The organism is Micromonospora sp. WMMD710 (genome assembly GCF_029626045.1).
Lineage (GTDB): Bacteria > Actinomycetota > Actinomycetes > Mycobacteriales > Micromonosporaceae > Micromonospora.
The window spans coordinates 6,629,031-6,649,838 of record NZ_JARUBD010000001.1; the positions used below are offsets into that span (position 1 = coordinate 6,629,031).

The 20,808-nt window shown below is 72.0% G+C and carries 18 protein-coding genes and 1 pseudogene; 10 read left to right on the forward strand and 9 right to left on the reverse strand.

What is annotated here, in order from left to right; genetic code table 11:
• Window positions 1-15: 15 nt before the first annotated feature.
• The gene (locus tag O7620_RS30830) at window positions 16-882 is read right to left on the reverse strand and encodes an aminoglycoside phosphotransferase family protein (RefSeq protein WP_278126658.1); all 867 of its coding nucleotides are present in this window, start codon (window positions 880-882) and stop codon (window positions 16-18) included.
• A 51-nt stretch (window positions 883-933) separates the two neighbouring features.
• Between O7620_RS30830 and O7620_RS30835 the strand changes: the two genes are divergently transcribed.
• From O7620_RS30835 to O7620_RS30850, 4 genes are all read left to right on the forward strand, one after another.
• On the forward strand, window positions 934-1,785 hold the full coding sequence (locus O7620_RS30835) for an LLM class flavin-dependent oxidoreductase (protein ID WP_278126660.1): 852 nt from the start codon (window positions 934-936) through the stop codon (window positions 1,783-1,785).
• Window positions 1,782-2,207, forward strand: a complete 426-nt coding sequence (locus O7620_RS30840) for a nucleoside deaminase (protein WP_151489260.1) — start codon at window positions 1,782-1,784, stop codon at window positions 2,205-2,207. The genes O7620_RS30835 and O7620_RS30840 overlap by 4 nt, the downstream gene beginning before the upstream one ends.
• A 261-nt stretch (window positions 2,208-2,468) precedes the next feature.
• A complete protein-coding gene (locus O7620_RS30845; RefSeq protein ID WP_347403785.1) occupies window positions 2,469-3,734 on the forward strand; it encodes an AGE family epimerase/isomerase in 1,266 nt (421 codons plus the stop codon).
• Complete coding sequence (locus tag O7620_RS30850) at window positions 3,731-4,690, forward strand: carbohydrate kinase (protein WP_278126662.1); 960 nt, start codon at window positions 3,731-3,733, stop codon at window positions 4,688-4,690. The genes O7620_RS30845 and O7620_RS30850 overlap by 4 nt, the downstream gene beginning before the upstream one ends.
• Window positions 4,691-4,779: 89 nt before the next feature.
• Here the strand turns inward: O7620_RS30850 and O7620_RS30855 are convergent, their stop codons facing one another.
• From O7620_RS30855 to O7620_RS30865, 3 genes are all read right to left on the reverse strand, one after another.
• Window positions 4,780-5,754 (reverse strand): LacI family DNA-binding transcriptional regulator, encoded by a 975-nt coding sequence (locus O7620_RS30855; RefSeq protein ID WP_278127225.1) that lies wholly within the window; start codon window positions 5,752-5,754, stop codon window positions 4,780-4,782.
• 72 nt (window positions 5,755-5,826) lie between these two features.
• Complete coding sequence (locus O7620_RS30860; RefSeq protein WP_278126663.1) at window positions 5,827-7,206, reverse strand: FAD-dependent oxidoreductase; 1,380 nt, start codon at window positions 7,204-7,206, stop codon at window positions 5,827-5,829.
• A gap of 23 nt (window positions 7,207-7,229) precedes the next feature.
• Window positions 7,230-8,366, reverse strand: coding sequence for a glutamate--cysteine ligase (locus O7620_RS30865; protein ID WP_278126665.1), 1,137 nt, complete (start codon window positions 8,364-8,366; stop codon window positions 7,230-7,232).
• Between the two features lie 152 nt (window positions 8,367-8,518).
• Between O7620_RS30865 and O7620_RS30870 the strand changes: the two genes are divergently transcribed.
• Complete coding sequence (locus O7620_RS30870) at window positions 8,519-8,812, forward strand: DUF6412 domain-containing protein (protein ID WP_278126667.1); 294 nt, start codon at window positions 8,519-8,521, stop codon at window positions 8,810-8,812.
• 99 nt (window positions 8,813-8,911) lie between these two features.
• On the forward strand, window positions 8,912-9,649 hold the full coding sequence (locus O7620_RS30875) for a YidC/Oxa1 family membrane protein insertase (protein ID WP_278126669.1): 738 nt from the start codon (window positions 8,912-8,914) through the stop codon (window positions 9,647-9,649).
• Window positions 9,650-9,652: 3 nt separating this feature from the next.
• Here O7620_RS30875 and O7620_RS30880 read toward each other — a convergent pair whose 3' ends face one another.
• Window positions 9,653-10,327, reverse strand: a complete 675-nt coding sequence (locus tag O7620_RS30880; protein WP_151492917.1) for a DedA family protein — start codon at window positions 10,325-10,327, stop codon at window positions 9,653-9,655.
• A gap of 69 nt (window positions 10,328-10,396) precedes the next feature.
• Window positions 10,397-11,011 (reverse strand): DUF1349 domain-containing protein, encoded by a 615-nt coding sequence (locus tag O7620_RS30885; RefSeq protein ID WP_278126671.1) that lies wholly within the window; start codon window positions 11,009-11,011, stop codon window positions 10,397-10,399.
• Window positions 11,012-11,078: 67 nt separating this feature from the next.
• On the opposite strand from O7620_RS30885, the gene O7620_RS30890 reads away from it, so the two are divergent.
• Window positions 11,079-12,731 carry an alpha-amylase family protein gene (locus O7620_RS30890; RefSeq protein ID WP_278126673.1) on the forward strand — a complete coding sequence of 551 codons (1,653 nt, stop codon included), beginning with the start codon at window positions 11,079-11,081 and terminating at the stop codon, window positions 12,729-12,731.
• Window positions 12,732-12,830: 99 nt separating this feature from the next.
• On the opposite strand, the gene O7620_RS30895 is transcribed toward O7620_RS30890, so the two are convergent.
• Complete coding sequence (locus O7620_RS30895) at window positions 12,831-16,559, reverse strand: S8 family serine peptidase (RefSeq protein WP_278126675.1); 3,729 nt, start codon at window positions 16,557-16,559, stop codon at window positions 12,831-12,833.
• A 175-nt stretch (window positions 16,560-16,734) separates the two neighbouring features.
• Between O7620_RS30895 and fabG the strand changes: the two genes are divergently transcribed.
• Window positions 16,735-17,493, forward strand: coding sequence for a 3-oxoacyl-ACP reductase FabG (gene fabG, locus O7620_RS30900; RefSeq protein ID WP_151493207.1), 759 nt, complete (start codon window positions 16,735-16,737; stop codon window positions 17,491-17,493).
• Window positions 17,494-17,501: 8 nt separating this feature from the next.
• On the opposite strand, the gene O7620_RS30905 is transcribed toward fabG, so the two are convergent.
• Window positions 17,502-17,918 carry a hypothetical protein gene (locus tag O7620_RS30905; protein WP_151493208.1) on the reverse strand — a complete coding sequence of 139 codons (417 nt, stop codon included), beginning with the start codon at window positions 17,916-17,918 and terminating at the stop codon, window positions 17,502-17,504.
• A pseudogene (locus O7620_RS30910) lies at window positions 17,911-18,338 on the reverse strand (hypothetical protein). Before O7620_RS30910 ends, O7620_RS30905 begins: the two are co-directional and overlap by 8 nt.
• 260 nt (window positions 18,339-18,598) lie before the next feature.
• Here O7620_RS30910 and O7620_RS30915 point away from each other — a divergent pair.
• Together O7620_RS30915 and erm are read left to right on the forward strand one after the other, a co-directional pair.
• On the forward strand, window positions 18,599-19,501 hold the full coding sequence (locus O7620_RS30915; protein ID WP_278126678.1) for a Gfo/Idh/MocA family oxidoreductase: 903 nt from the start codon (window positions 18,599-18,601) through the stop codon (window positions 19,499-19,501).
• 505 nt (window positions 19,502-20,006) lie between these two features.
• On the forward strand, window positions 20,007-20,804 hold the full coding sequence (gene erm / locus O7620_RS30920) for an ErmE/ErmH/ErmO/ErmR family 23S rRNA (adenine(2058)-N(6))-methyltransferase (protein WP_278126680.1): 798 nt from the start codon (window positions 20,007-20,009) through the stop codon (window positions 20,802-20,804).
• The last annotated feature ends 4 nt before the right edge of the window (window positions 20,805-20,808 follow it).

Genomic DNA, 20,808 nt, shown 5'->3' on the forward strand with positions numbered 1-20,808 from the left:
CGGCGACGGTGTCGGTCAGTGCCCGTCGAGCAGCCAGCGGGCCACCTCGATCTGGTGCGGGAAGACGACCTGATCGGCGATGCTCCAGGCCAGCGTGTGCCCGATCGTCCAGCCCCGGACCCGCTCGGTGTCCAGCCCCAGTTCCGCGCTGAGCCGGTCCAGTCGGTGTCGGACGGCGGCCGGCGAGTGACCCAGCTCCTGGCCACGGACCATCGGCACGACGGAGAACTCCCGCTCACCGGTGAGCGGCTTCGGATCGATCGCCAGCCAGGGTTCCCGGTCGGCGGCGAGCACGTTGCCGGCGTGCAGGTCCTGGTTGACGAGCACCTGCTCACCCTGGCTCGGCACCAGATCGGTGAGCAGGGCCAGCGCCGCGTCGAGCAGTCGGCGCTCGTACGGCCGGCCGGCGCGATCCCAGGCCCGGGGCATCCGGTCGATCCAGCCGGCGGCCTCATCGGCCAGCGGGGTGAAGGGTGCGCCGGCGGGTCGCCACAGCCGGGGGAGGAGTCCGGTCACCACGTCCAGCGCCCGGTCCATGGGCAGCTCGTGCAGCGGGGTGCTGGGTCGGCAGCGCTCCACCAGCAGGGCACGGCGCGCGGGGTCGTGGGCGAGCAGCCGGATCGCCCCGTCGCCGTCCCAGCGGGCCAGCGCGTCGGCCTCGTGCCGGCTGTCCTCGTCCGGGTACTGGAGCTTCAGCACCGCGGCCGTGCCGTCCGGCAGGTCGGCGGGGAGCGCCAGTGACGCGTACGCGTACCGGAAGGGTGGGCCGGGTCGCAGCGACCACTGCTCGGCGCACTCCGCCAGCCAGGTCGGGAGTGCGGCCAGCCAGGCCCGCCCGGACGGTGTCGCGTTCACCCAGTCGAGGCCCTCGGGTAGGTCCATCCGCCCATCATGGGCCATCCAACGCGCCGTCGAGAGTCCACAATGGCTAGCGTGCGGATTGGCGTGAACGTTCCGAACTTCGCCCCGGGCACCGACCCCGACGTGCTGCGACGGTGGGCGCAGACGGTCGAGGGCCTCGGCTTCGACCTGCTGATGGTCTCCGACCACATCGTGGTGACCCCGGACGTGGCCGAGCAGTATCCGGCGCCGTTCTACGAACCGTTTACCACGCTGTCCTGGCTGGCCGGGGTGACCAGCCGGGTCCGGCTGGGCACCACGGTGCTCATCGTCCCGTACCGGCACCCGCTGCTCACCGCCCGGATGGCGGCGAACCTCAACCGTCTCAGCGGCGGCCGGCTCGTCCTCGGTGTGGGCGTGGGTTGGGCCCGGCAGGAGTTCGAGGCGCTTGGTGTGCCGTTCGGGCGGCGCGGCGCGCTGACCGACGAATACCTGCGCGCCATGCGTTCGGCCTGGCAGGACACCGAGGACTACGACAGCGGTGCGATCCCGATCTGGGTCGGCGGCAACAGCGACGCCGGTATGCGCCGCGCGGTACTGCTCGGTGACGCCTGGCATCCGCTGCGGGTCGCGCCCGGACAGTTGGCCGAGGCGGTCGGCCGATTGAAGATCATCGCGGACGAGCAGGGTCGTCCGGTGCCCGCGGTGGTGCCGCGCATCGCGCTGCGCGAGACCTCTGAGCCGATCACCGCCCCGGACCGGCTCGCCGGTGTCGGCACCATCGACCAGATCATCGCCGACATCGACCAGATCCGTTCGCTCGGCGCGGAGACGGTGGTGCTCGACCCGTTCAACGACGACCTGACCGAGATCCGCCAGCCCGAACGCGCCTGGCGGACTCTTGCGGCCGTGGCCGCGTACCACCGATCCCAGGAGGTCCGATGACACCCGACGACGAGACGTTCCTCCGCCGCGCCGTGGAGATCGCCAACGAGGCGGGGGCGTCCGGCGAACGGCCGTTCGGCTCGTTGCTGGTCGGCGCGGACGGTGTCGTCCTGATCGAGGACCGCAACACGGTGGTCTCCGACTCGGACATCACCGCGCATCCGGAGCTGAAGCTGGCCCGCTGGGCCGCTCGGGAACTCCCTCCCGAGGTGGCCGCCGGCACCACGATGTTCACCAGTTGTCAGCCCTGCCCGATGTGCGCGACCGCCATCGACCGGTCCGGGCTCGGCCGGGTGGTGTACGCCCTGTCCAGCGAGCAGTTCGAGGAGGTCAAGCCGGCCACCCCGCCGCTGCCCCCGGTCCGCTACGAGGGGCCGGCGCTGTTCGACGAGGCGCGTCGGCCGATCGACGACTACTACTGACGGGCGTGGCGGGCCCGGTCCCGTCCGGTGCTGCCCGGCCGTGCGGTGTGACGCAGGTGGAATTGACAGTCGGACGCCTGCCGGAGCAGGGTTGAGCAGTGACAACGATGTCAACGGACAAAGGCGAGGAAAACGTACTCATGATCCTTTCGGATCGTTCCGGCACTCGCGGTGTCCCGTTGACGGTTTTCCGGCGCGGACCAGGTCCGTCCGCCGATTCTGGCCGTATGTCCCTTCCCTTCCCGACGGTGACCAGCTGAGATGACCGACGTGCCCCGATCCGACGCCGCAACGACCCCCGCTCCTGCCGGGTCACCCGACCTGCTCGACCTCGACGAGTTCCTCGCCGACCAGACCCGGACGCTGCTCGACACGGCCGGCCGGTCGATCCGGCCCGAGGGCGGTTTCTGGTGGCTCACCGACGACCGCACCCCGGACCGCGGCGAACCGGTCTACACCTGGATCACCTGCCGGATGACCCACGTGGCCGCCCTCGCCCACCGCAACGGCGACCCGGACGCCGCCGCCCTGGTCGACCACGGCATCGCCGCGCTGAGCACACTGCTGCGCGACGAGCGGTACGGCGGGTGGTTCAGCGCGGTGGACCAGCAGGGCGCGCCCGTCAACGACCGTAAGGCCGGCTACGACCACGCGTTCGTGCTGCTCGCCGCGTCCAGCGCGGCCCGCGCCGGCCGGCCCGGCGCAGACCGGTTGCTCGCCGACGCGCAGGCCGTGGTGCGGGACCGGTTCTGGGACGACGACGCCGGTGCGGTCCGCGAATCGTGGAACCGGGACTGGACGGTCACCGAGGACTACCGCGGCGCGAACAGCAGCATGCACATGGTCGAGGCATTCCTCGCCGCTGCCGCCGCCACCGGGGACACCAGCTGGACCGACCGGGCCCTGCTGATCGGCACCCACCTGGTGCACGGTGCGGCCGCACGCCACGACTGGCGGCTGCCCGAGCACTTCACCGCCGACTGGGCGCCGCTGCCCGACTACAACCGGGACCGGCCCGCCGACCCGTTCCGGCCGTACGGCTCCACGATCGGGCACTGGCTGGAATGGGCCCGGCTGCTGCTGGAACTGGAGGCGGTCCTGCCGCAGCCACCGCGCTGGCTGCTCGACGACGCGCGCGCCCTGTTCGCGGCCTCCGTCCGACGCGGCTGGGCGGTGGACGGCGCGGACGGCTTCGTCTACACGATCGACTGGGACGACCGGCCGGTGGTCCGCTCCCGGATGCACTGGGTGCTGGCCGAGGCGGTCGGTGCGGCGGTCACCCTGCACCGGCGTACCGGCGACGCCGTCTACGCCGACTGGTACCGGGTGTTCTGGGCGTACGCCCGCCGCTACCTCGTCGACGGCACCGGATGGCGGCACGAGCTGGACCCGCAGAACCGTCCCGCCGACACGGTCTGGCACGGCCGACCGGACGTCTACCACGCATACCAGGCGGTGCTGCTGTCCCGGTCGGCCGACGGTCTCGGCGGCACCGGCCCGCTCGCCCCGGGCGAGGTGACCGCGTGATCGTGGTCGCGGGTGAGGCACTGATCGACCTGGTGGTCAGCGCCGAAGGGCAACGGGCGGTGCCGGGTGGCTCCCCGGCGAACGTGGCGGTCACCCTGGCGCGCCTCGACGAGCCGGTGCGCCTGCTGGCGCGGATCGGCACCGACGAGTACGGCCGGCAGCTCGCCGAGTACCTGAGCGCCAACCGGGTGGATCTGGCCTGGGCGGTACGCGCCGACGAGCCCACGTCGGTGGCGGTGGCCACCCTGAACGCCGCCGGCCAGGCCAGCTACGAGTTCCGGCTGGCCGGCACGGCGGACTGGCAGTGGACGCCGCAGGAGCTGCCCGAGCTGGCCGGGTCACCGGCGACCGCCCTGCACACCGGGTCGCTCGCACTCGCCCTGGCCCCCGGCGCGCAGGTGCTGGAGGGCCTGCTCGCCCGCGAACACCGTCGCGACGGGCTCACCGTCTCGATCGACCTCAACCTGCGTCCGAGCATCGTCACGGACCGGGCGGCGGAGCAGGCGCGGGTACGACGGCAGGTGGGCCTCGCGCACCTGGTGAAGGCCAGCGACGAGGACCTGGCCTGGCTTTACCCGGACCGGACGGTGTCCGACGTGCTGGCCGGTTGGCGGGAGGCCGGGGTGTCCTGCGCGGTGGTGACCCGGGGTGGGGAGGGCGCCTGGCTGCTCGCCCCGGACGGTGCGCTGCTCGAGCAACCCGTGGTGCGTACCACGGTGGTCGACACCGTCGGCGCCGGCGACTCGTTCACCGGTGGCCTGCTGGCCGCGCTCGCCGATCTCGACGCGCTCGGTGACCGGCCGGCCGATCGGCTCGCCGCGGTGACCGCGCAGCAGTGGGCGGAGGTGCTCCGGCAGGCCGCGACGGTGGCGGCGCTGACCTGCGGCCGGCGGGGTGCCGACCCGCCCCGCCGCGCCGAGGTCGAAGCCCTGCTGCACCCCACCACCACCAGCTGACTCCCGCGATCGTGCACTTTCTGTCCCGACGAAACGGGATGTTCGCCGCAAGTCGACGACAGCAAGTGCACGATCGCGAGGGGGCAGGTTCAGGGGCGGGTCAGGCCTCGGGGGAGGAGTTGGGTGGGGAGGACCGTCGTCGACGGTGGGGCGTCGTCACCCGCGATTCGCTCGAACAGCCGCTCGGCGGCCACCCGGGCCAGCTCCCGTGTGTCGTACGCGACCACGGTCAGCGGGCGGGGCATCAGGTGGGCCAGTTCGAAGTCGTCGAAGCCGACCAGCGCGGCGGCACTGCCCCGCCGGTGCAACTCCTGTAGGGCACCGACGGTGAGCCGGTTGTTGGCGCAGAAGAAGGCGGTCGGCGGGTCCGGAAGGTCGAGCAGAGCGGCGACCGCCCGCCCGGCCTCCTCCGGCGCGATGAGCCGGTCGCGGACCAGCGACTCGTCCGGCTCGACGCCGGCGGCAGCCAGGGCCGAGCGCGCCCCGGCCAGCCGCTCACGCATCGTGGGCACGCTCGGCGCGCCCAGCAGGAGACCCACCCGGCGGTGCCCGTCGTCGAGCAGCGCGGCGACCCCGTCCTGGCTGCCGCCCCGGTTGTCCAGCAGGACGGCGTCCGCCTGCAGGCCCTGCGGCGGCCGGTCCAGGAACACCACCGGCATGCCCAGCTCGACCTCGCGGCGCAGGAACGAGTGGTCGAGACCGGCCGGCACCACCAGCAGCCCGTCGACCCGGCGCTGGGTGAAGTCCTGAAGTAGGGCGCGTTCCCGTTCCGGGTCCTCCTCCGAGGAGGCGGTGATCAGCATCGTGCCGTGCGCGGCGGCGATCTCGGCGGCGACACTGGCGATGGTGGCGTAGAACGGGTTGGCGATCTCCTCGATGAGCAGCCCCACCGTGGCGTTGAGCTGCCGGGAGCGCAGGTTCCGGGCGATGTCGTTGCGCCGGAACCCCAACTCGGCGATGGCGGCGAGGACCCGGCTCACCAGCTCCTGCCCCACCGGCTCGTCGTTGACCACCCGGGACACCGTCTTCAGACTGACCCCGGCATGCCGGGCCACGTCGACCATCGTCGGGCGCCGGCGCGTGGCCGGCCTGGTCGGGGTCTGCGTCACGGGGTGGTCCTCCACGGCGGGCGCGGGTCAGCGGTCGAGAGCGGCGAGCGCGTCGACCGCTTTACGGGCGGCGATGAGCACCGGATCCCAGACCGGCGCGTACGGCGGAGCGTAGCCCAGGTCCAGTGCGGTCATATCGTCCACCGTCATGCCGTTCCACAGCGCCACGGCCAGCGTGTCGATGCGCTTGGCCGCCTCGGACCAACCGACGATCTGCGCACCGAGCAACCGGCCGCTGGGCCGCTCGGCGATCAGCTTGACGGTCATCGGCCGGGCACCGGGGTAGTAGCCGGCCCGGCTGGTCGACTCGGCGACCACCGAGACGAACTCGAAGCCGGCCGCCGTGGCGTCCCGCTCGCGCAGGCCCGTCCGCCCCACCTCCAGGTCGCAGACCTTGGTCACCGCCGTGCCGATCACGCCGGCGAAGGTGGCGTACCCGCCGCCGATGTTGATCCCGGCGACCCGGCCCTGCTTGTTGGCGTGGGTGCCCAGCGGGATGTGCACGGGCATGCCGCTGACCCGGTGCAGTGTTTCCACGCAGTCGCCGGCGGCCCAGACCCCGGACAGCCCGGGCACCCGCATCCGGCGGTCCACCCGGATCGCGCCGGTCGGCCCGAGCGGCAGCCCGGCCGCCTCCGCGAGTGCGGTGTTGGGGCGTACGCCGAGCCCCAGGACCACGACGTCGGCCGGAATCGGCCCCTCGGCGGTGACCACGGCGGACACCCGGCCGTCGCGCTGCTCCAGGCCGGTCACCGTCAGGCCGCTGCGGATCGTGATGCCGAGGCCGCGCATGGCGTCGGCGACCAGCTCGGCCATGTCCGGGTCGACCGTCGACATGGGTTGCTCGGCCTGCTCGACCAGGGTCACGGTGAGGCCGCGTTGGATCATCGCCTCACCCATCTCCACGCCGATGTACCCGCCACCGATCACCACCGCCCGACGCGGCTGCGGATCGCCGTCCAACCACTCGCGCAGCGCCGCACCGTCGTCGAGGGTCTGCACGCCGAACACCCCGCCGAAGTCCGCCTGCGCCCACGGTGGCTTCACCGGCACCGCGCCGGCCGCGTACATCAGCTCGTCGAAATGTTCCCGGACCTCGCCGCCGCCCCCCAGGTCCCGGGCCACCACCTCGCGGCGGTCCAGGTCGATGGCGGTGACCTCATGGCGGATCCGCACGTCGATGGCGAACTTCGTGCGGAACGTCTCCGGATCGCGGGCGATCAACTGCTCCGGGCCGGGGACCAGCCCGCTGATCCAGTACGGGATGCCGCAGGCCGAGTAGGAGGTGAAATGGCCGCGCTCGAAGACCACGATCTCCAGGTCGTCGCGATCGCGGCGACGACGGGCCTGGGATGCCGCCGACATGCCGGCGGCGTCCCCGCCGATGACGATCAGCCGTTGCGCCACGGGATCATCCTGTCACGAGGCGCTCAGCCACGGGTCTGTCGCGCCACGTCCTGCACCACGTCGGTGAGCCGCCCGGTGCGGGCGTACACCGCGCGCTGCCGAGCGGCGCCGCTGCCGTGCCGGCGCAGCCCACCCAGCAGGTCGGTCACCTCCGCCCAGTCGCCGTGCTGCTCCAGAGCCGGCCGCATCCGTTCCACGAACCGGTCCAGCAACTCCCAGGCCGGGCGCAGCTCGCCGGTGGTGACGTCGACGCCCTCGCCCTCCAGGCCGTCGTGGGCGGCCCGCCAGTGCGCGCCGACCAGCAGGTGGTGGTCGGTCTGCAACGCTGGCCGGCCCGCCTCGACGTCGGCGATGGCGGTCGCCACCACCGCCCGGACCAGGGCCGCGACCAGCACCGCGTCGTCCACCGACGGGCAGACGTCGCCGATCCGCAGCTCCACCGTCGGGTACTTCGCCGACAGCCGGGCGTACCAGTAGAGCATCCCCTCGTCGAGCATCACCCCGCTGGAGATCAACTGGCGGATCAGCCGTTGGTAGTGCTCGTGCGACTCCAGCCAGGGCGTCGGCGCGACCGACGGCCAGCGCTCCCACTCCACCGACCGCCAGCTCGCGTAGCCAGTGTCCTCGCCCCGGGCGAACGGGGAGTTGGTGGTCACCGCGTGCAGCATCGGCAGCCACGGCCGTACGTGGTTGAGCACCTGCACGCCGGTCTCCGGGTCGGGGATGCCGACGTGCACGTGCATGCCGTTGTTGCCCGGTCCGGGGACGAGCAGCCGGAAGCGTTCGATCATCCGGTCGAAGCGGGGCTTGTCCACCACCGGCGGCACCGGGCCGTCCACCGGGCCGGTGCCGATGGCCAGCAGTCGTACGCCGGCCCGCTCGGCGGCGTCGGCGAGCGCCTCCCGCAGGACGCCGAGGGAGTGCCGGATCGAGGACAGCTCCAGACCGGGCGGAGTGCCGATCTCGATCTGGCTGGTCTGGAACTCGCGCTCCACCTGGCCGCGCAGCTCCGCCGGCACCTGCTCCATCACCAGGTCGACGGCGGGAACCGCGGCCCCGGTGTGCGGGTCGACGAGCAGGAACTCCTCCTCGACACCAACGGTGAGCACATCGGTCCCCGCGGTCGTTCCGCTGGGAGCCTCCGCCACCTGGCCGGTCATCGACACCACCGTCCGTTCCTGCCGTCCGCGGTCCGTCCGCGTCGGTCCGCCGTCTGGTTACCCAACGTGGCGACGACGGGAAACGTGGCGTGCCGTCCAGGGGTTGGTGCGATTCGGTCGGGCGGCGTGACACCGGGTCCTATGCTGGGCCCGTGCCGGTGCTGCTGGGGGTCATCCAGGTCGCGTGGATGTCCGCGTTCGCCCAGCTCACCCTGCTCGCGGGCCGCCCCGCCGACCTGCTCGCCGGTGCCGCGCTGACCGCCTTGGTGCTGCTCGCCGTGGTGCTCGCGGCGCGGGTGCTCGGCCGTTCGGGTGCGCCCGGCGCCGGGCCGCGGTGGGCCGGGCTACGGGCCCGCTCCCGTGCTCGTCGGATGCCCCGACAGATCGACCCGGACGCCCCCGGTCGTCCCCGCCCCCGCGCACCCGGTCACCCCTCGGTCGCGTAGCGCCTCGCGCCACGCGGCCGATCCCGCCGTCACCGGTCCTCCCGCCGGGCGGACGCCGCCGGGGGAGGACCCCACCGGAATCGGACCGAGGGGTAACCCATGCTCGCCTTCGCACCACTGCACGACACGGTCGCCGCCGCCGGCACCGCGCTGTCCTGGCTCACCGACCTGCTCGAACCACTGGCCGGCGGGATGGCGACCGCCGCCGCGATCGTGCTGTTCACCATCGCCGTCCGACTGGTGATCTCGCCGCTCACCGTCGCGCAGGTCCGCGGGGAGCGACGCCGTGCGGCGCTCGCCCCCCAGGTGCGCGATCTCCAGCAGCGGTACGCCGACGACCCGGCGACGCTTCAGCGGGAGGTGTTCGCGTTGTACCGCGAGGCCGGCGCCAACCCGCTCACCGGCTGCCTGCCGCTGCTGCTCCAGGCGCCGTTCCTGCTCGTGCTGTACCGGTTGTTCACCACCAGCGAGGGCGGCACCGGGCTGCTGGACGAGCGGCTGGCCGGCGTGCCGCTGGGGCACCATCTCAGCGACGGGCTGGGCGGCGCGGCCGGGCCGCTGTTCGGCGTACTCCTGGCCGTGCTGCTGCTGGTGGCCTGGTGGTCGTCGCGGCGGGCGCGCCGGGCGCAGGCGGCGGTCGGCACGGTCGCCGGTACGCCCACCGAGGGCCCGGGCGCGGCCACGCTCGGCCGGCTGCTGCCCCTGCTGCCGTTCACGACGGTGCTGGTGGCGCTGGTGCTGCCGCTCGCCGCGGTGATCTACCTGGTGACCACGAGCGTGTGGTCGGCGATCGAGCAGGTGGTGCTCCGGCGACCGCAGGCCGCGACTCCGTCGTGATGATCAGTGGCGACCGGCGGTCACCGACCGCCGGTCGTCGCGTTCCCGGCGGCGGCGGACCTTACGGATCACCCAGGTGACCAGCATGACGACGAAGACCACGCCGATCGCGTAGTTGAACCAGTCGCTGTAGCGCTCGACGTTCTGCCAGCGGCTGCCCAGCGCGTAGCCGGCACCGACGATGAGGGCGTTCCACACGCCGCTGCCGAGCGTGGTGAGCAGGATGAACTCGCCCAGCGGCATCCGGTTCGCGCCGGCCGGGACGGAGACCAGGCTGCGGACCACCGGCACCACCCGGCCGATCAGCACCGCCCACCGGCCGTGCCGTTCGAACCAGCGGTCGGCCTTCTCCAGGTCGTCGCGGTCCACCAACGGAATGCGGTCCAGCCAGCGCTTGAGCCGTTCCTCGCCGAGCGCCGCGCCGAGCCAGTAGAGCACCAGCGCGCCGACCAGCGAGCCGACCGTCGCGGCCACCACCACGAGGACGACGTTGAACGTGCCCTCGTGGGCCAGGAAGCCGGCCATCGCCAGCACGATCTCGCTGGGGATCGGCGGGACGATGCTCTCCAGGGCGACCAGCAGCGCGACGCCGACCGGGCCCATCACCTCGATCACCGAGGCCACCCAACCGGTCAACCCGGTGAACTCGGACGGGTCACCAGTCTGGGCGTACGCCATGGTCGTCCTTCCGGTCGGCTGTCGGGGATCGGAGGGTGTTACCCACTGCCGGCCCTGCTACACCCGCGCTCAGTGCTCCGGGTGCAGGGCGGTGTCGGCCGGCCCCTGCCGCCACCCGGTGAACACGACGGTCAGCCCGGCACGCACCGGGGCGCAGCAGAACGGACCCGCCACGGCCTCGGCGGCCGGGTCCAGCGGGGCGAGCCGGACCAGTCGCCACGGCTCGTCGTCGGCCCGCGCCCGCACGGTCAGCGCGTCGCCGGCACGGCTGACCCGTACGGTCACCTGCCGGCCCGCCCACCGCGGCACCGGCGCCACCGACCAGTCGGAGAACTCCCGGGTCACCACCGCGCCGAGGTGCAGCTCGCCGTCGCTCATCTCGACGCCGGCCTTGGTCCAGGTCCGCTCGTCCACCCGCACCAGCGCGCCGGCCTGGTCGAACTGCCCGCTGAGGTCCAGCCGGAAGCTCACCTCCATGGCGCTGCCGACCGGCAGCGGCGCCAGCAGGGCGGGGCCGTTGTCGTGCACGAAGCCGTAGCTGGTCCGCCGCCAGAAGTCGGTCTCCGCGGCCGGTCCGACGACCAACTCGCCGGCCGGGCCTTCCTCGGTGCGCACCGGCGGGTGCAGCCACCGGCCCCGGGACCAGTCCAACGGTTCGCTCGGCGGTACGAGGTCGATCTCCATGACCGGAACGGTACCGGCCGTCACGGACGGGTTTGCCGCGGTGATCGACCGGAGATGTTCCTCCGGCATGGGTGACCGTTGGTATTCCGAAGCCGTCGTCTACTGCCTCGACATCGACACGTACGCCGACTCGGACGGCGACGGGGTCGGCGACATCCGCGGCCTGATCGGCCGGCTGGACTACCTGGCCCGGCTGGGCGTGACCTGCCTGTGGCTGCACCCGATCCACCCGTCACCGAACCGCGACGACGGCTACGACGTCACCGACTTCTACAACGTGGACCCGCGCTTCGGCACCCTCGGTGACTTCGCCGAGCTGCTGCACCAGGCGCAGAACCGGGGCATCCGGGTGATCATCGATCTGGTGGTCAACCACACGTCCGACGAGCACCCGTGGTTCCAGTCCGCCCGATCCTCGCCGGACTCGCCGTACCGTGACTGGTTCGTCTGGTCCGACACCGAGCCCGACGACCGGCACCAGGGCATGGTCTTCCCGGGCGAGCAGAACGAGACCTGGAGCTACGACCGGACCGCCAAGGCGTGGTTCTACCACCGGTTCTACAAGTTCCAGCCGGACCTCAACTTCGCCAACCCGGAGGTCCGGGCCGAGGTCAAGAAGATCATGTCGTTCTGGCTCCAGCTCGGTGTCTCCGGCTTCCGGATGGACGCGGTGCCGTTCATCATCGAGCTGACCGAGCCGGGCAACCCGGACTCGCCGAAGGACTTCGAGTTCCTCACCGAGATGCGCCAGCACGTGCAGTGGCGACGGGGCGACGCCGTCCTGCTGGCCGAGGCGAACGTGGAGCCGGACCAGCTGCCCACGTTCTTCGGCGACGTCAGCGGCTCCGGCAACCGCATCCACATGCTCTTCGACTTCATGCTCAACGGCCGACTCATGCTCGCCCTGGCCCGTGCGGACCCGGAGTCGCTGATCGAGGCGCTGCGGGACACCCCGAAGCTTCCCGTCGGCGGGCAGTGGGCCACGTTCCTGCGGAACCACGACGAGATCGACCTGTCCCGGCTCACCACCGAACAACGCAACCAGGTGTACGCGCAGTTCGGCCCGGACGAGAACATGCGCATCTACGACCGGGGCATCCGCCGCCGGCTGGCCCCGATGCTCGGCAACGACCGGCGGCGCATCGAGCTGGCGTACGCCCTGCAGTTCTCGATGCGGGGCACTCCGGTGCTGCGCTACGGCGAGGAGATCGGGATGGGCGAGGACCTGTCGCTGCCCGGTCGCGAGGCGATCCGTACCCCGATGCAGTGGTCGTACCAGCCGAACGCCGGCTTCTCCACGGCGGAGGAGGAGAAGCTGATCCGCCCGGTGATCGACAAGGGTGAGTTCGGCTACCAGAACGTCAACGTCACCGCCCAGCGGAGCGACTCGAAGTCGCTGCTCGCCTGGTTCGAGCGCATGATCCGTACGCTGCGCGAGGCGCCGGAGATCGGCTCCGGCTCGACCACCCACATCGACGTGCCGGTGCCGCCCGGCGTGCTGACGCACCGGGCGGACGGGCCGACCGGGACGATGGTCTTCGTGCACAACCTGGGCACCGACGACGTCGAGGTGGACCTGAGCAGTCTCGAGCCGGAGGCCGACCTGCCGATCGACGTGCTCGCCGATCGGGGCTACGGCGAGTTGGGCAAGCTCGGCGCGGTGAAGGTCGCCGGCCACGGATACCGGTGGATTCGCCTATGCCGGGGCCAGTGGGTCTGACCCACGAGGGACCGCACCGATCGGCGCGGTCCCCGGCCCCGCGTGGCGTCCGGCCGGCACCGGCCGGCTGGACGCCACGCGATCATCGCAGCTTGCCGTTCAGCGCACGCCGAAGGCACGGAGCACGGTCTGCTTGACCGAGTTACCCGAGTCGTCCGTCGCGCTGGCCCGCAACGAGACGAACTTCGCGCCCTTCGGCGCGCGCAGCTTCGCCGTCCAGGAGCCCTCCTTCGAACGGTCCAGCGACTGCTTCTGCCAGTGCGTGCCGTCGTCGTACGAGATCTCCAGGGTGACCGGCCGGATGCTGCCGCAACCGGTCACGCCGGGCAGGTGCGCGGCGGACACGGTCAGGTCGGTCCGGTCCTTCGCGGTCCCGGCGGCGTCGGTGTCGACCCCGTAGTCGAGCTGAAGTAGCGGCAGCACACTCGACTCCACCCCGACGGCGGGCGCCTTCGACCGGAACGCCCACTGCGTCTCGGTGCTGGTGGAGTAGGGGCCACCCTTCGGGTCCTGGGTCGTCTTCACCACCAGCCGGTACGGCAGGTCACCCGCTCCCGGCGCGGTACCGCTGACCCACGTGCTGGTGCTCTGTCCGAGCAGCGTGGAGCCCTGATAGAGCTGGTTGGTCTGGGTGGCGGCGTTCATCGCCATGCCGACGTGGTCGTCCCCACCCCAACCGGGCACGTCCAGGTTGAGGCTGTCGCCCGAACGCTTGGGCAGCTTGAAGTTGTTGTTCAGGTGTGGCCGTTCGATCGGCTCGAAGAACTGCTCCGTACTGTGGCTGCCGGGCCGGTAGCTGGTCTGCGGGTCGATCTGGTACGTCGCGCCGTTGATGTACGCGTCCTGACCCCACCGGTACAGGTCGCCGGTGGAGACCCAGTCGGTGCGGACCGGGGCGAGCGGCCGGTTGCTGGTCAGGCCGATGCCCCAGTTCGAGTACGAGGGATAGTCGTACCGGAACTCGCCACCCAGGGTCTGCGGGGTCGGGAAGTTGAAACCGACGTCGATCCGGGCCAGCGTCTTCTTCGACTCGGTCCGGATCAGCTCGCGCGGGATCCGGTTGTGGTAGGCCTGAACCAGGTCGTACGTGTAGTCGGCGATGGGCTGCGAGACGACCTCGACCTTCGTCGATCCGCGCTGGATCTGTCGGATCAGCGCCTCGCCCTCATCCATGCTGAGCAGCGCCACCTCGATCGGCGTGCGAACGAGGGAGAACGAATAGTCGCGCACTTCGCGAGCCGGGCTGTCGTTGACCACCAGCATCAGCTTCGCCCCGGCGGCGGTCGCCGCGGCGGCCTGGTCGCTGTCGCGGACGTCCCAGTTGTGCCGGACCACTACCGCCTTGCCCCGGGCGTCCAGCCCGGCGTAGTCGCTCGCCGCACCGTTGCCGGCGAACACCGCCGCCAGCGTCGAGCGGCCCTTCGGCAGTCGGGTGGTGCCCAGCTGGCGGATCACGTCGTCGAAGTTCACCGCCTTGGTGCCGACGCTCAGGTCCGGCTGCTCCTTACGCCATCGGGCGCTGACGTAGAAGTCGCCGTGTCGCACGTCCTTCGTGGTGGGTTGGGCCCAGAAGCTGTCGTAAAAGACGGTGCCGTTGACGAACGTGCGCCAGTGGCCCTCCCCCTGCGAGCGGTAGTAGTCGAGCCGGGTGAACGTGTCGGCGGTCTGCTGCGGCACGGCGGAATCGACCCGCCGGGCGGCCTTTCCGTCCAGCCGAACCGTCATGTCCTTGCGCAGATCGATGTCGGGGTCGCCGAGTAGTGCCAGGCCGAGTGAGTTGGGCCCGTGGCTGCCGGTGACATTGAGGAAGCTCATCGCCGAATAGACGCCTTCGGGCAGGATGAGTTCCGTGAATCCGTCCGCGTTGGTCTCGACGAAGCCCGGCTCGTAGCTACCCGGCTGGCCCAGTTCGATCATCCCGGCGGCCGGCTTACCGGCCAGGTCGGTCATCTCCAGTCGCAGCCGGCGATACTGCGTGAAGGTGCCGACGGCGATCGCGGTACGGGCCAGTACGACCCGGTCCGCCCCGGTGGCGACGATCTGACCGGTGTACCGGCTGCCGGCGCTGGCCCGGGTGGTGTCCGTTGTCAGGGTGACCGTGGCGGTGCCGTTCGCGGGCACGCTCACCTGCGTCGCGGACAGTCTGAACAGCCCGGCCGGCGCGGTGGCCGCGTCGACCGTCACGCCCAGGGTGATCGGTTGGCCGGTGGTGTTGGTGTACGTCACCGGGTGCGTGCTGCCGCCCGACTTCGCGGTCTCGTACTTCACGCTGGTGGAGATCGCGCCGGTGGCGACTATCGGTGCGCGGACCGCGGCGGCGACGTCGACCCGCCCGCTGCCGGCCTGGTACGCGTCGTACTGCGGGGTGGCCTTGGTGGTGCTGACCAGGGCGTCCTTGAGCTGCTGGCCGGTCCAGTCCGGGTGCTCGGCGGCGAGCAGGGCGGCGGCGCCCGTCACGTGCGGCGCGGCCATCGAGGTGCCGTCCAAGGTCTGGTAAGCGCCCTCACCGGGCGCGTACTGCGACCGGGCCGCGAGCACCCCGACACCGGGGGCGGTCAGCTCCGGCTTGATGGCCTCGTCGCCGTTTCGCGGCCCCTGACTGGAGAAGGAGGCGAGCTGGTCGCTCGCGTCAACCGCACCGACGGTCAGCGCGGCGTCCGCCGCGGCCGGCGTGCCGACGGTACCCGGGGCGCCGCTATTACCGGCGGCGACCACGAACAGGGTGCCGGTCTCGGCGCTGAGCGCGTTGACCGCCTGGCTCATCGGGTCGGTCCCGTCGCTGAACTGGTCGGAGCCCAGGCTGATGTTGATGACGCTGGCGTCGGCGTCCCGCGCCGCCCACTCCATGCCGGCGAGGACCCAGGAGTCCTGTCCGACGCCGGTGTCGCTGATCACCTTCGCGATGGCGAGTTGAGCGTCCGGGGCGACGCCCTTTTCGTGCCCACCCGAGGCGGCGCCGGTGCCGGCGATGGTGGAGGCGACATGGGTGCCGTGGCCGATCCGGTCGGTGATGTCGGCGCCGGGCGCGAACACGGCGGACGCGCTGATCCGGTCGGTCAGGTCCGGGTGGCTCGCGTCGATGCCGGTGTCCAGCACGGCGACCCGTACGCCCGCACCGGTATTCCCGCCGGCCCACACCTTGGGTGCGCCGATTTGCGCCGTGGTGTCGGCGAGGTCGGCGCGTACCCGCCCGTCCAGCCAGATCTTGGCGATCCCGCCGCCGAAGCGTCCGGCGCCGCTGCCGGCGGTGGCCGACTTCGCGGCGGTACCGGTGATCGCCGTCCAGAAGTCGGCGGCCTGGTCGCGGTCCGCGCTGAGCGCGGCGCCCGAGATGCTGCTCAGGGTGCGGGTGCGGGCCACCCCGGCTGGTGCCGCATCGGTCCGCAGGCCGGCCGCCGCGTCGGCGTACGACACGATCAGGGGCAGGTGGTCCATCTGGGCGTCGTCGTACCCGTCGGCGATTAGCCGGGTGACGTTGAAGAGCCGCTTGTCGAGGGTCTTCGCGGCCACGTAGGGGAGCACGGACTGCGGGTAGACGTAGAGGTCGTGGCCGGCCTCCACCACCCGCACGGGTGTCGAAGCGCCGTTCGGGCCGCGTACGTCGATTGTGCCGCCGTTGGCGCTCTGGCGGGTGTTGACCGTATCGCCGGTGATCAGGGTGACCGAGTGGGTGCCGGGTGGGGTGGGTAGGTCGGTCGCGGTGGCGGGGGACGAGCCAGGACCGGCGGGTGCGGCGGCGGCCTGGGCGGGTGAACCACCCGTCGCCGCGAGGGCCGCGGAGACCACGGCGGCGAGCCAGGCCCTACGGGGGGTATGCGAAAACTTCAACTGATGTTGTTCCTTGCCTCGTCGTCTGTTCGCTGGGTGGGCTTGACAGCGAACGAGACGGTACGCACGGAAGATCTCTTCGGATAGTCAACTTTTGTAAAGCGATGGTCATCGCTGGTAACTGCCGGTGAGGAGTAAGATCCTCCGATCGATCCCACGTTACCGGGAGGTAATCATGTCGGAGGAGCCCCGCGTCGCCATCGTCACCGGAGCCGCACGCGGTATCGGTGCGGCCACCGCCCGACGGCTGGCCGCCGACGGGATGGCCGTCGCCGTGGTCGACATCGAGGAAGCCGCCACCAAGGAGACGGTGGACGCCATCGCCGCCGCCGGCGGCCGGGCGCTGGGTGTGGGCGCCGACGTGTCCGACCGGGAGCAGGTCGAGGCGGCCGTGGAGCGCGTCGCCGCCGACCTGGGCGCGCCCACCGTGCTGGTCAACAACGCCGGTGTGCTCCGCGACAACCTGCTGTTCAAGATGACCAACGCGGACTGGGACACCGTCCTGGGTGTGCACCTGCGCGGCGCGTTCCTGTTCAGCCAGGCCACCCAGAAGCACATGGTGGACCGCAGGTGGGGGCGGATCGTCAACCTGTCCAGCACCTCCGCCCTGGGCAACCGGGGTCAGGCGAACTACGCCGCCGCCAAGGCCGGCCTACAGGGCTTCACCAAGACGCTCGCCATCGAGTTGGGGCCGTTCGGGGTGACCGCCAACGCGGTCGCACCCGGCTTCATCGTCACCGACATGACCGCGGCCACCGCCGCCCGCATGAAGGTCGACTTCGAGGACCTCCAGAAGCACGCCGCCGCCGAGATCCCGGTACGCCGACCGGGCCGGCCGGAGGACGTCGCGCACACCATCTCGTTCCTGGTGAGCGAGGGGGCGGGCTTCGTCTCCGGTCAGGTCATCTACGTCGCCGGTGGCCCGCGGGGCTGACCGAGGGGTCAGGCGTGGTCGTGGCGGGTGCGCCACAACCAGAGCAGGCCGAGCACCGGCAGCACCAGCGGAATGTAGCCGTACCCGCTGCCGAACTGCGACCAGACCGTCTCGTCGGGGAACAGCTCCCGGTCGACCACGCTCAGGACGCCGACCGCGACCACGCCGACCAGCTCCACCGAACAGCAGGCCAAGGCCACCCGCCGGCCGGTGTGCCCGGCCCGGGCCAGCCCCACCGCCGCCACGATGTAGATGAGCGCGGCCAGCGCGGAGAGCAGGTACGCCACCGGCGCCTCGTCGAACTTGGTGGCGATCTGCAGGCCCGCCCGACTCGTCGCCGCGATGGCGAAGAGCAGGTAGACGGCGATCAGCAGTCGACCCGGCCCGGAGTTCGTACGCCGCCGCGCCGGTCCCGCCTCAACCACCGAGCACCTCCCAGGTCTGCTGCAACCGGACCACCACCACCGGAGTCACCAGGCAGACCGCGCACACGATCGCCGAGCCCCAGCGGGTCGGCTCCATCCGGGCCAGCACCCAGGCCAGCGGCGGCAGGCAGACCAGCGTGACCAGGTAGCCGAAGAAGGCACCCGGCTCGCCGGGACGATCCCCGCCGCCCACCGCGACCAGCGCCAGGACGCTCAGCACGAGCAACGCCACTTCCAGTACGGCCAGACCGACGACCTGCACCCGGTCCGGCGGCCGATGGCGTACCGCCGCCACCAGCGCCCACACCGCCACGAGCAGCGACAGCACGATCGGCACGGTCGCGACGATCCCGTCCACCGGTGAATCGGTGCCCACGCTGGTCACCGGACCCACCCGGTCGTTGCCTCGGTCACCGGCACAGCCTACTAACCGCTGTAGTAACCGGGTCACGCTGCCTCGCCCGCGCCGTGCCCGCGCGCCCCGCGCCGCGCGGTGTCCCGCCTCAAGATCGTGCTCGATCCAGGAAACAGGGCCTTCGATGCGTGGACGAGGGCACTCGATCCAGGTTCGAGCGCGATCATGCGAGGTTGGCGACCCGCCGCCGGTGTGACCAGCGGGGCGACTAGCGTGGATCACGTCCGTGGCGTTGCCGCGGTGCGGCGAAAAAGCGGAGGTACACGTGCTGCGGTTCGGTTTGTTCGGCACCGGTCACTGGGCGATCGAGACGCACGGGAAGGCGTTGCACGCCCACCCGGACGCGGAACTGGTCGGCGTGTGGGGGCGCAACCCGGAGCGGGCCTCCGCGCTGGCCGAGCGGTACGGGGTGCCCGCGTACGCCGACGTCGACGCGCTGATCGAGCAGTGTGCGGCGGTGGCCGTGGCGCTGCCGCCGGACATCCAGGCCGACATCGCCGTGCGGGCCGCGTCCGCAGGCCGGCACCTGCTGCTGGACAAGCCGCTGGCGCTCAGCGTCGCCGACGCCGACCGGGTGGTCGCCGCCGCCGAGGCGTCCGGGGTCGCCTCGGTGGTCTTCTTCACGCAGCGGTTCCAGCCGAACGTCACCGCGTTCCTCGCCGCCACCTCCGCCGCCGGGGGTTGGCAGCACGGGCGGACCACCGCCTTCGCGTCGATCTTTCAGGACGGCAGCCCGTACGGCGGTTCGTTGTGGCGTCGGGAGCACGGCGCGCTCTGGGACATCGCCCCGCACGCGCTCTCCATCCTGCTGCCGGTGCTGGGGCGGGTGACCCGGGTGGCGGCGATGGACGGACCGAGCGGCATGGTCCACCTGCTGCTCACCCACGAGGGCGGTGCCACCAGCGCCGCCTCACTCTCCCTGGACGCGCCGCAGGAGTCGATGACCCGCGAGTTCGTGTTCTACGGCGAGAACGGCATCGAGACCGTCCCGTACGGCGAGAACGACGCGGCCACGGCGTTCGGTGTCGCGATCGACCAGCTCGTCGAGCAGGTACGCGCCGGCACCCGCGACCACCGCTGCGACGTCCGCTTCGGCCGCGAGGTGGTCACCATCATCGCCGCCGCCGAAACCGCCCGCACCGAATCCCGAACCGTCCCCCTCCCGTAACCCCCAACCCCCACCCCACCCACCGTGATGATCAAGAGGTTTGCGTCACGACACGCCGTGCCGCATGACGCACACCTCTTGATCACCGAGGCAGACCGGGCCGGGGCAGACCGGGCCGGGGCAGTGCGGGGTGGGTGGGGAAATGGGTGGGGTGGGGGTTTGGGGGTCGGTAGGGTGGGGGGGCATGTTCACGCATGCCCTGATCGAGGGGGTCGGTGCGCCGGCCGCCTGGGGTGCCCTGCTGGTGTCCCGTCCGCGAGTCCGGCGTCCGGCCCTGGCCGGCTGGGACGCATTCCGCCGCTGATCGGTTCACCTTCGCGGTGACGTTGGGGCGTCGCCCCACCATCGCTGATCGCCTGCAACGGCACGAGGCTGTCGCCTCGTCGTCTCGCGTACCCGCGCCATCGTCCAGGGCCGTCCGAGTCCCGATCCACTCGGACAGGCCCGGCACTTCCGGCTGCCTGTCCAGCCCGTCGCCGAGCGGCGACAGACAGGACGACGACCCGTGGCGCCCCGCAACCTCCGACCGACCGAACGCGACCGGTCCCGTCGCGTACTCAGCCAGAACTTCCTCACCGACCGGGCCGCCGTGGCACGGCTGGTCCGTGTCGCCGACCCCGACCCGGCCGGGCTCCTGCTGGAGGTCGGCGCCGGCCGTGGCCAGCTGACCCGGCCGCTCGCCGCCCGCGGTGGGCGACTGACGGCGTACGAGGTGGACCCGGCCGCCAACCGGGAGCTGGCCGCCGTCTGCGCGGGCCTGCCCAACGTCGAGCATCGGCAGGCCGACTTCCTCGCCGCGGAGCCGCCTCCGGAGCCGTTCGCGGTGGTCGGCAACATCCCGTGGTCGCTGACCGCCGCCGTGGTGCGCTGGTGCCTGGCCGCACCCCGGTTGCGCTCGGCGACCCTGCTCACCCAGCTGGAGTACGCCCGTCGGCGCAGCGGCGACTACGGCCGGTGGACCCGGCTCACCGTGCAGACCTGGCCGGAGGTCGAGTGGCGGCTGGCGGGGCGGGTGCCGCGTACCGCATTCCGGCCGGTGCCGGCGGTCGACGCCGGGATCCTGCGCATCGAGCGGCGACCGGAGCCGCTGCTGTCGGCGGCGGCGCTGCCGGCGTACCAAAGGCTCGTGGGGTGGGGTTTCGAGGGCGTCGGCGGTTCCCTCGCCGCGAGCCTGCGCCGGCACCACCCGCCGGCCCGGGTCGCGGCCGCCCTGCGGGCGACGCGGATCGCGGCGGACACCCCGGTGGGGTACGTCTGGCCGGAACAGTGGTTGGTGCTGTTCCGGCTGCTGCACGCGCGGTGAACCG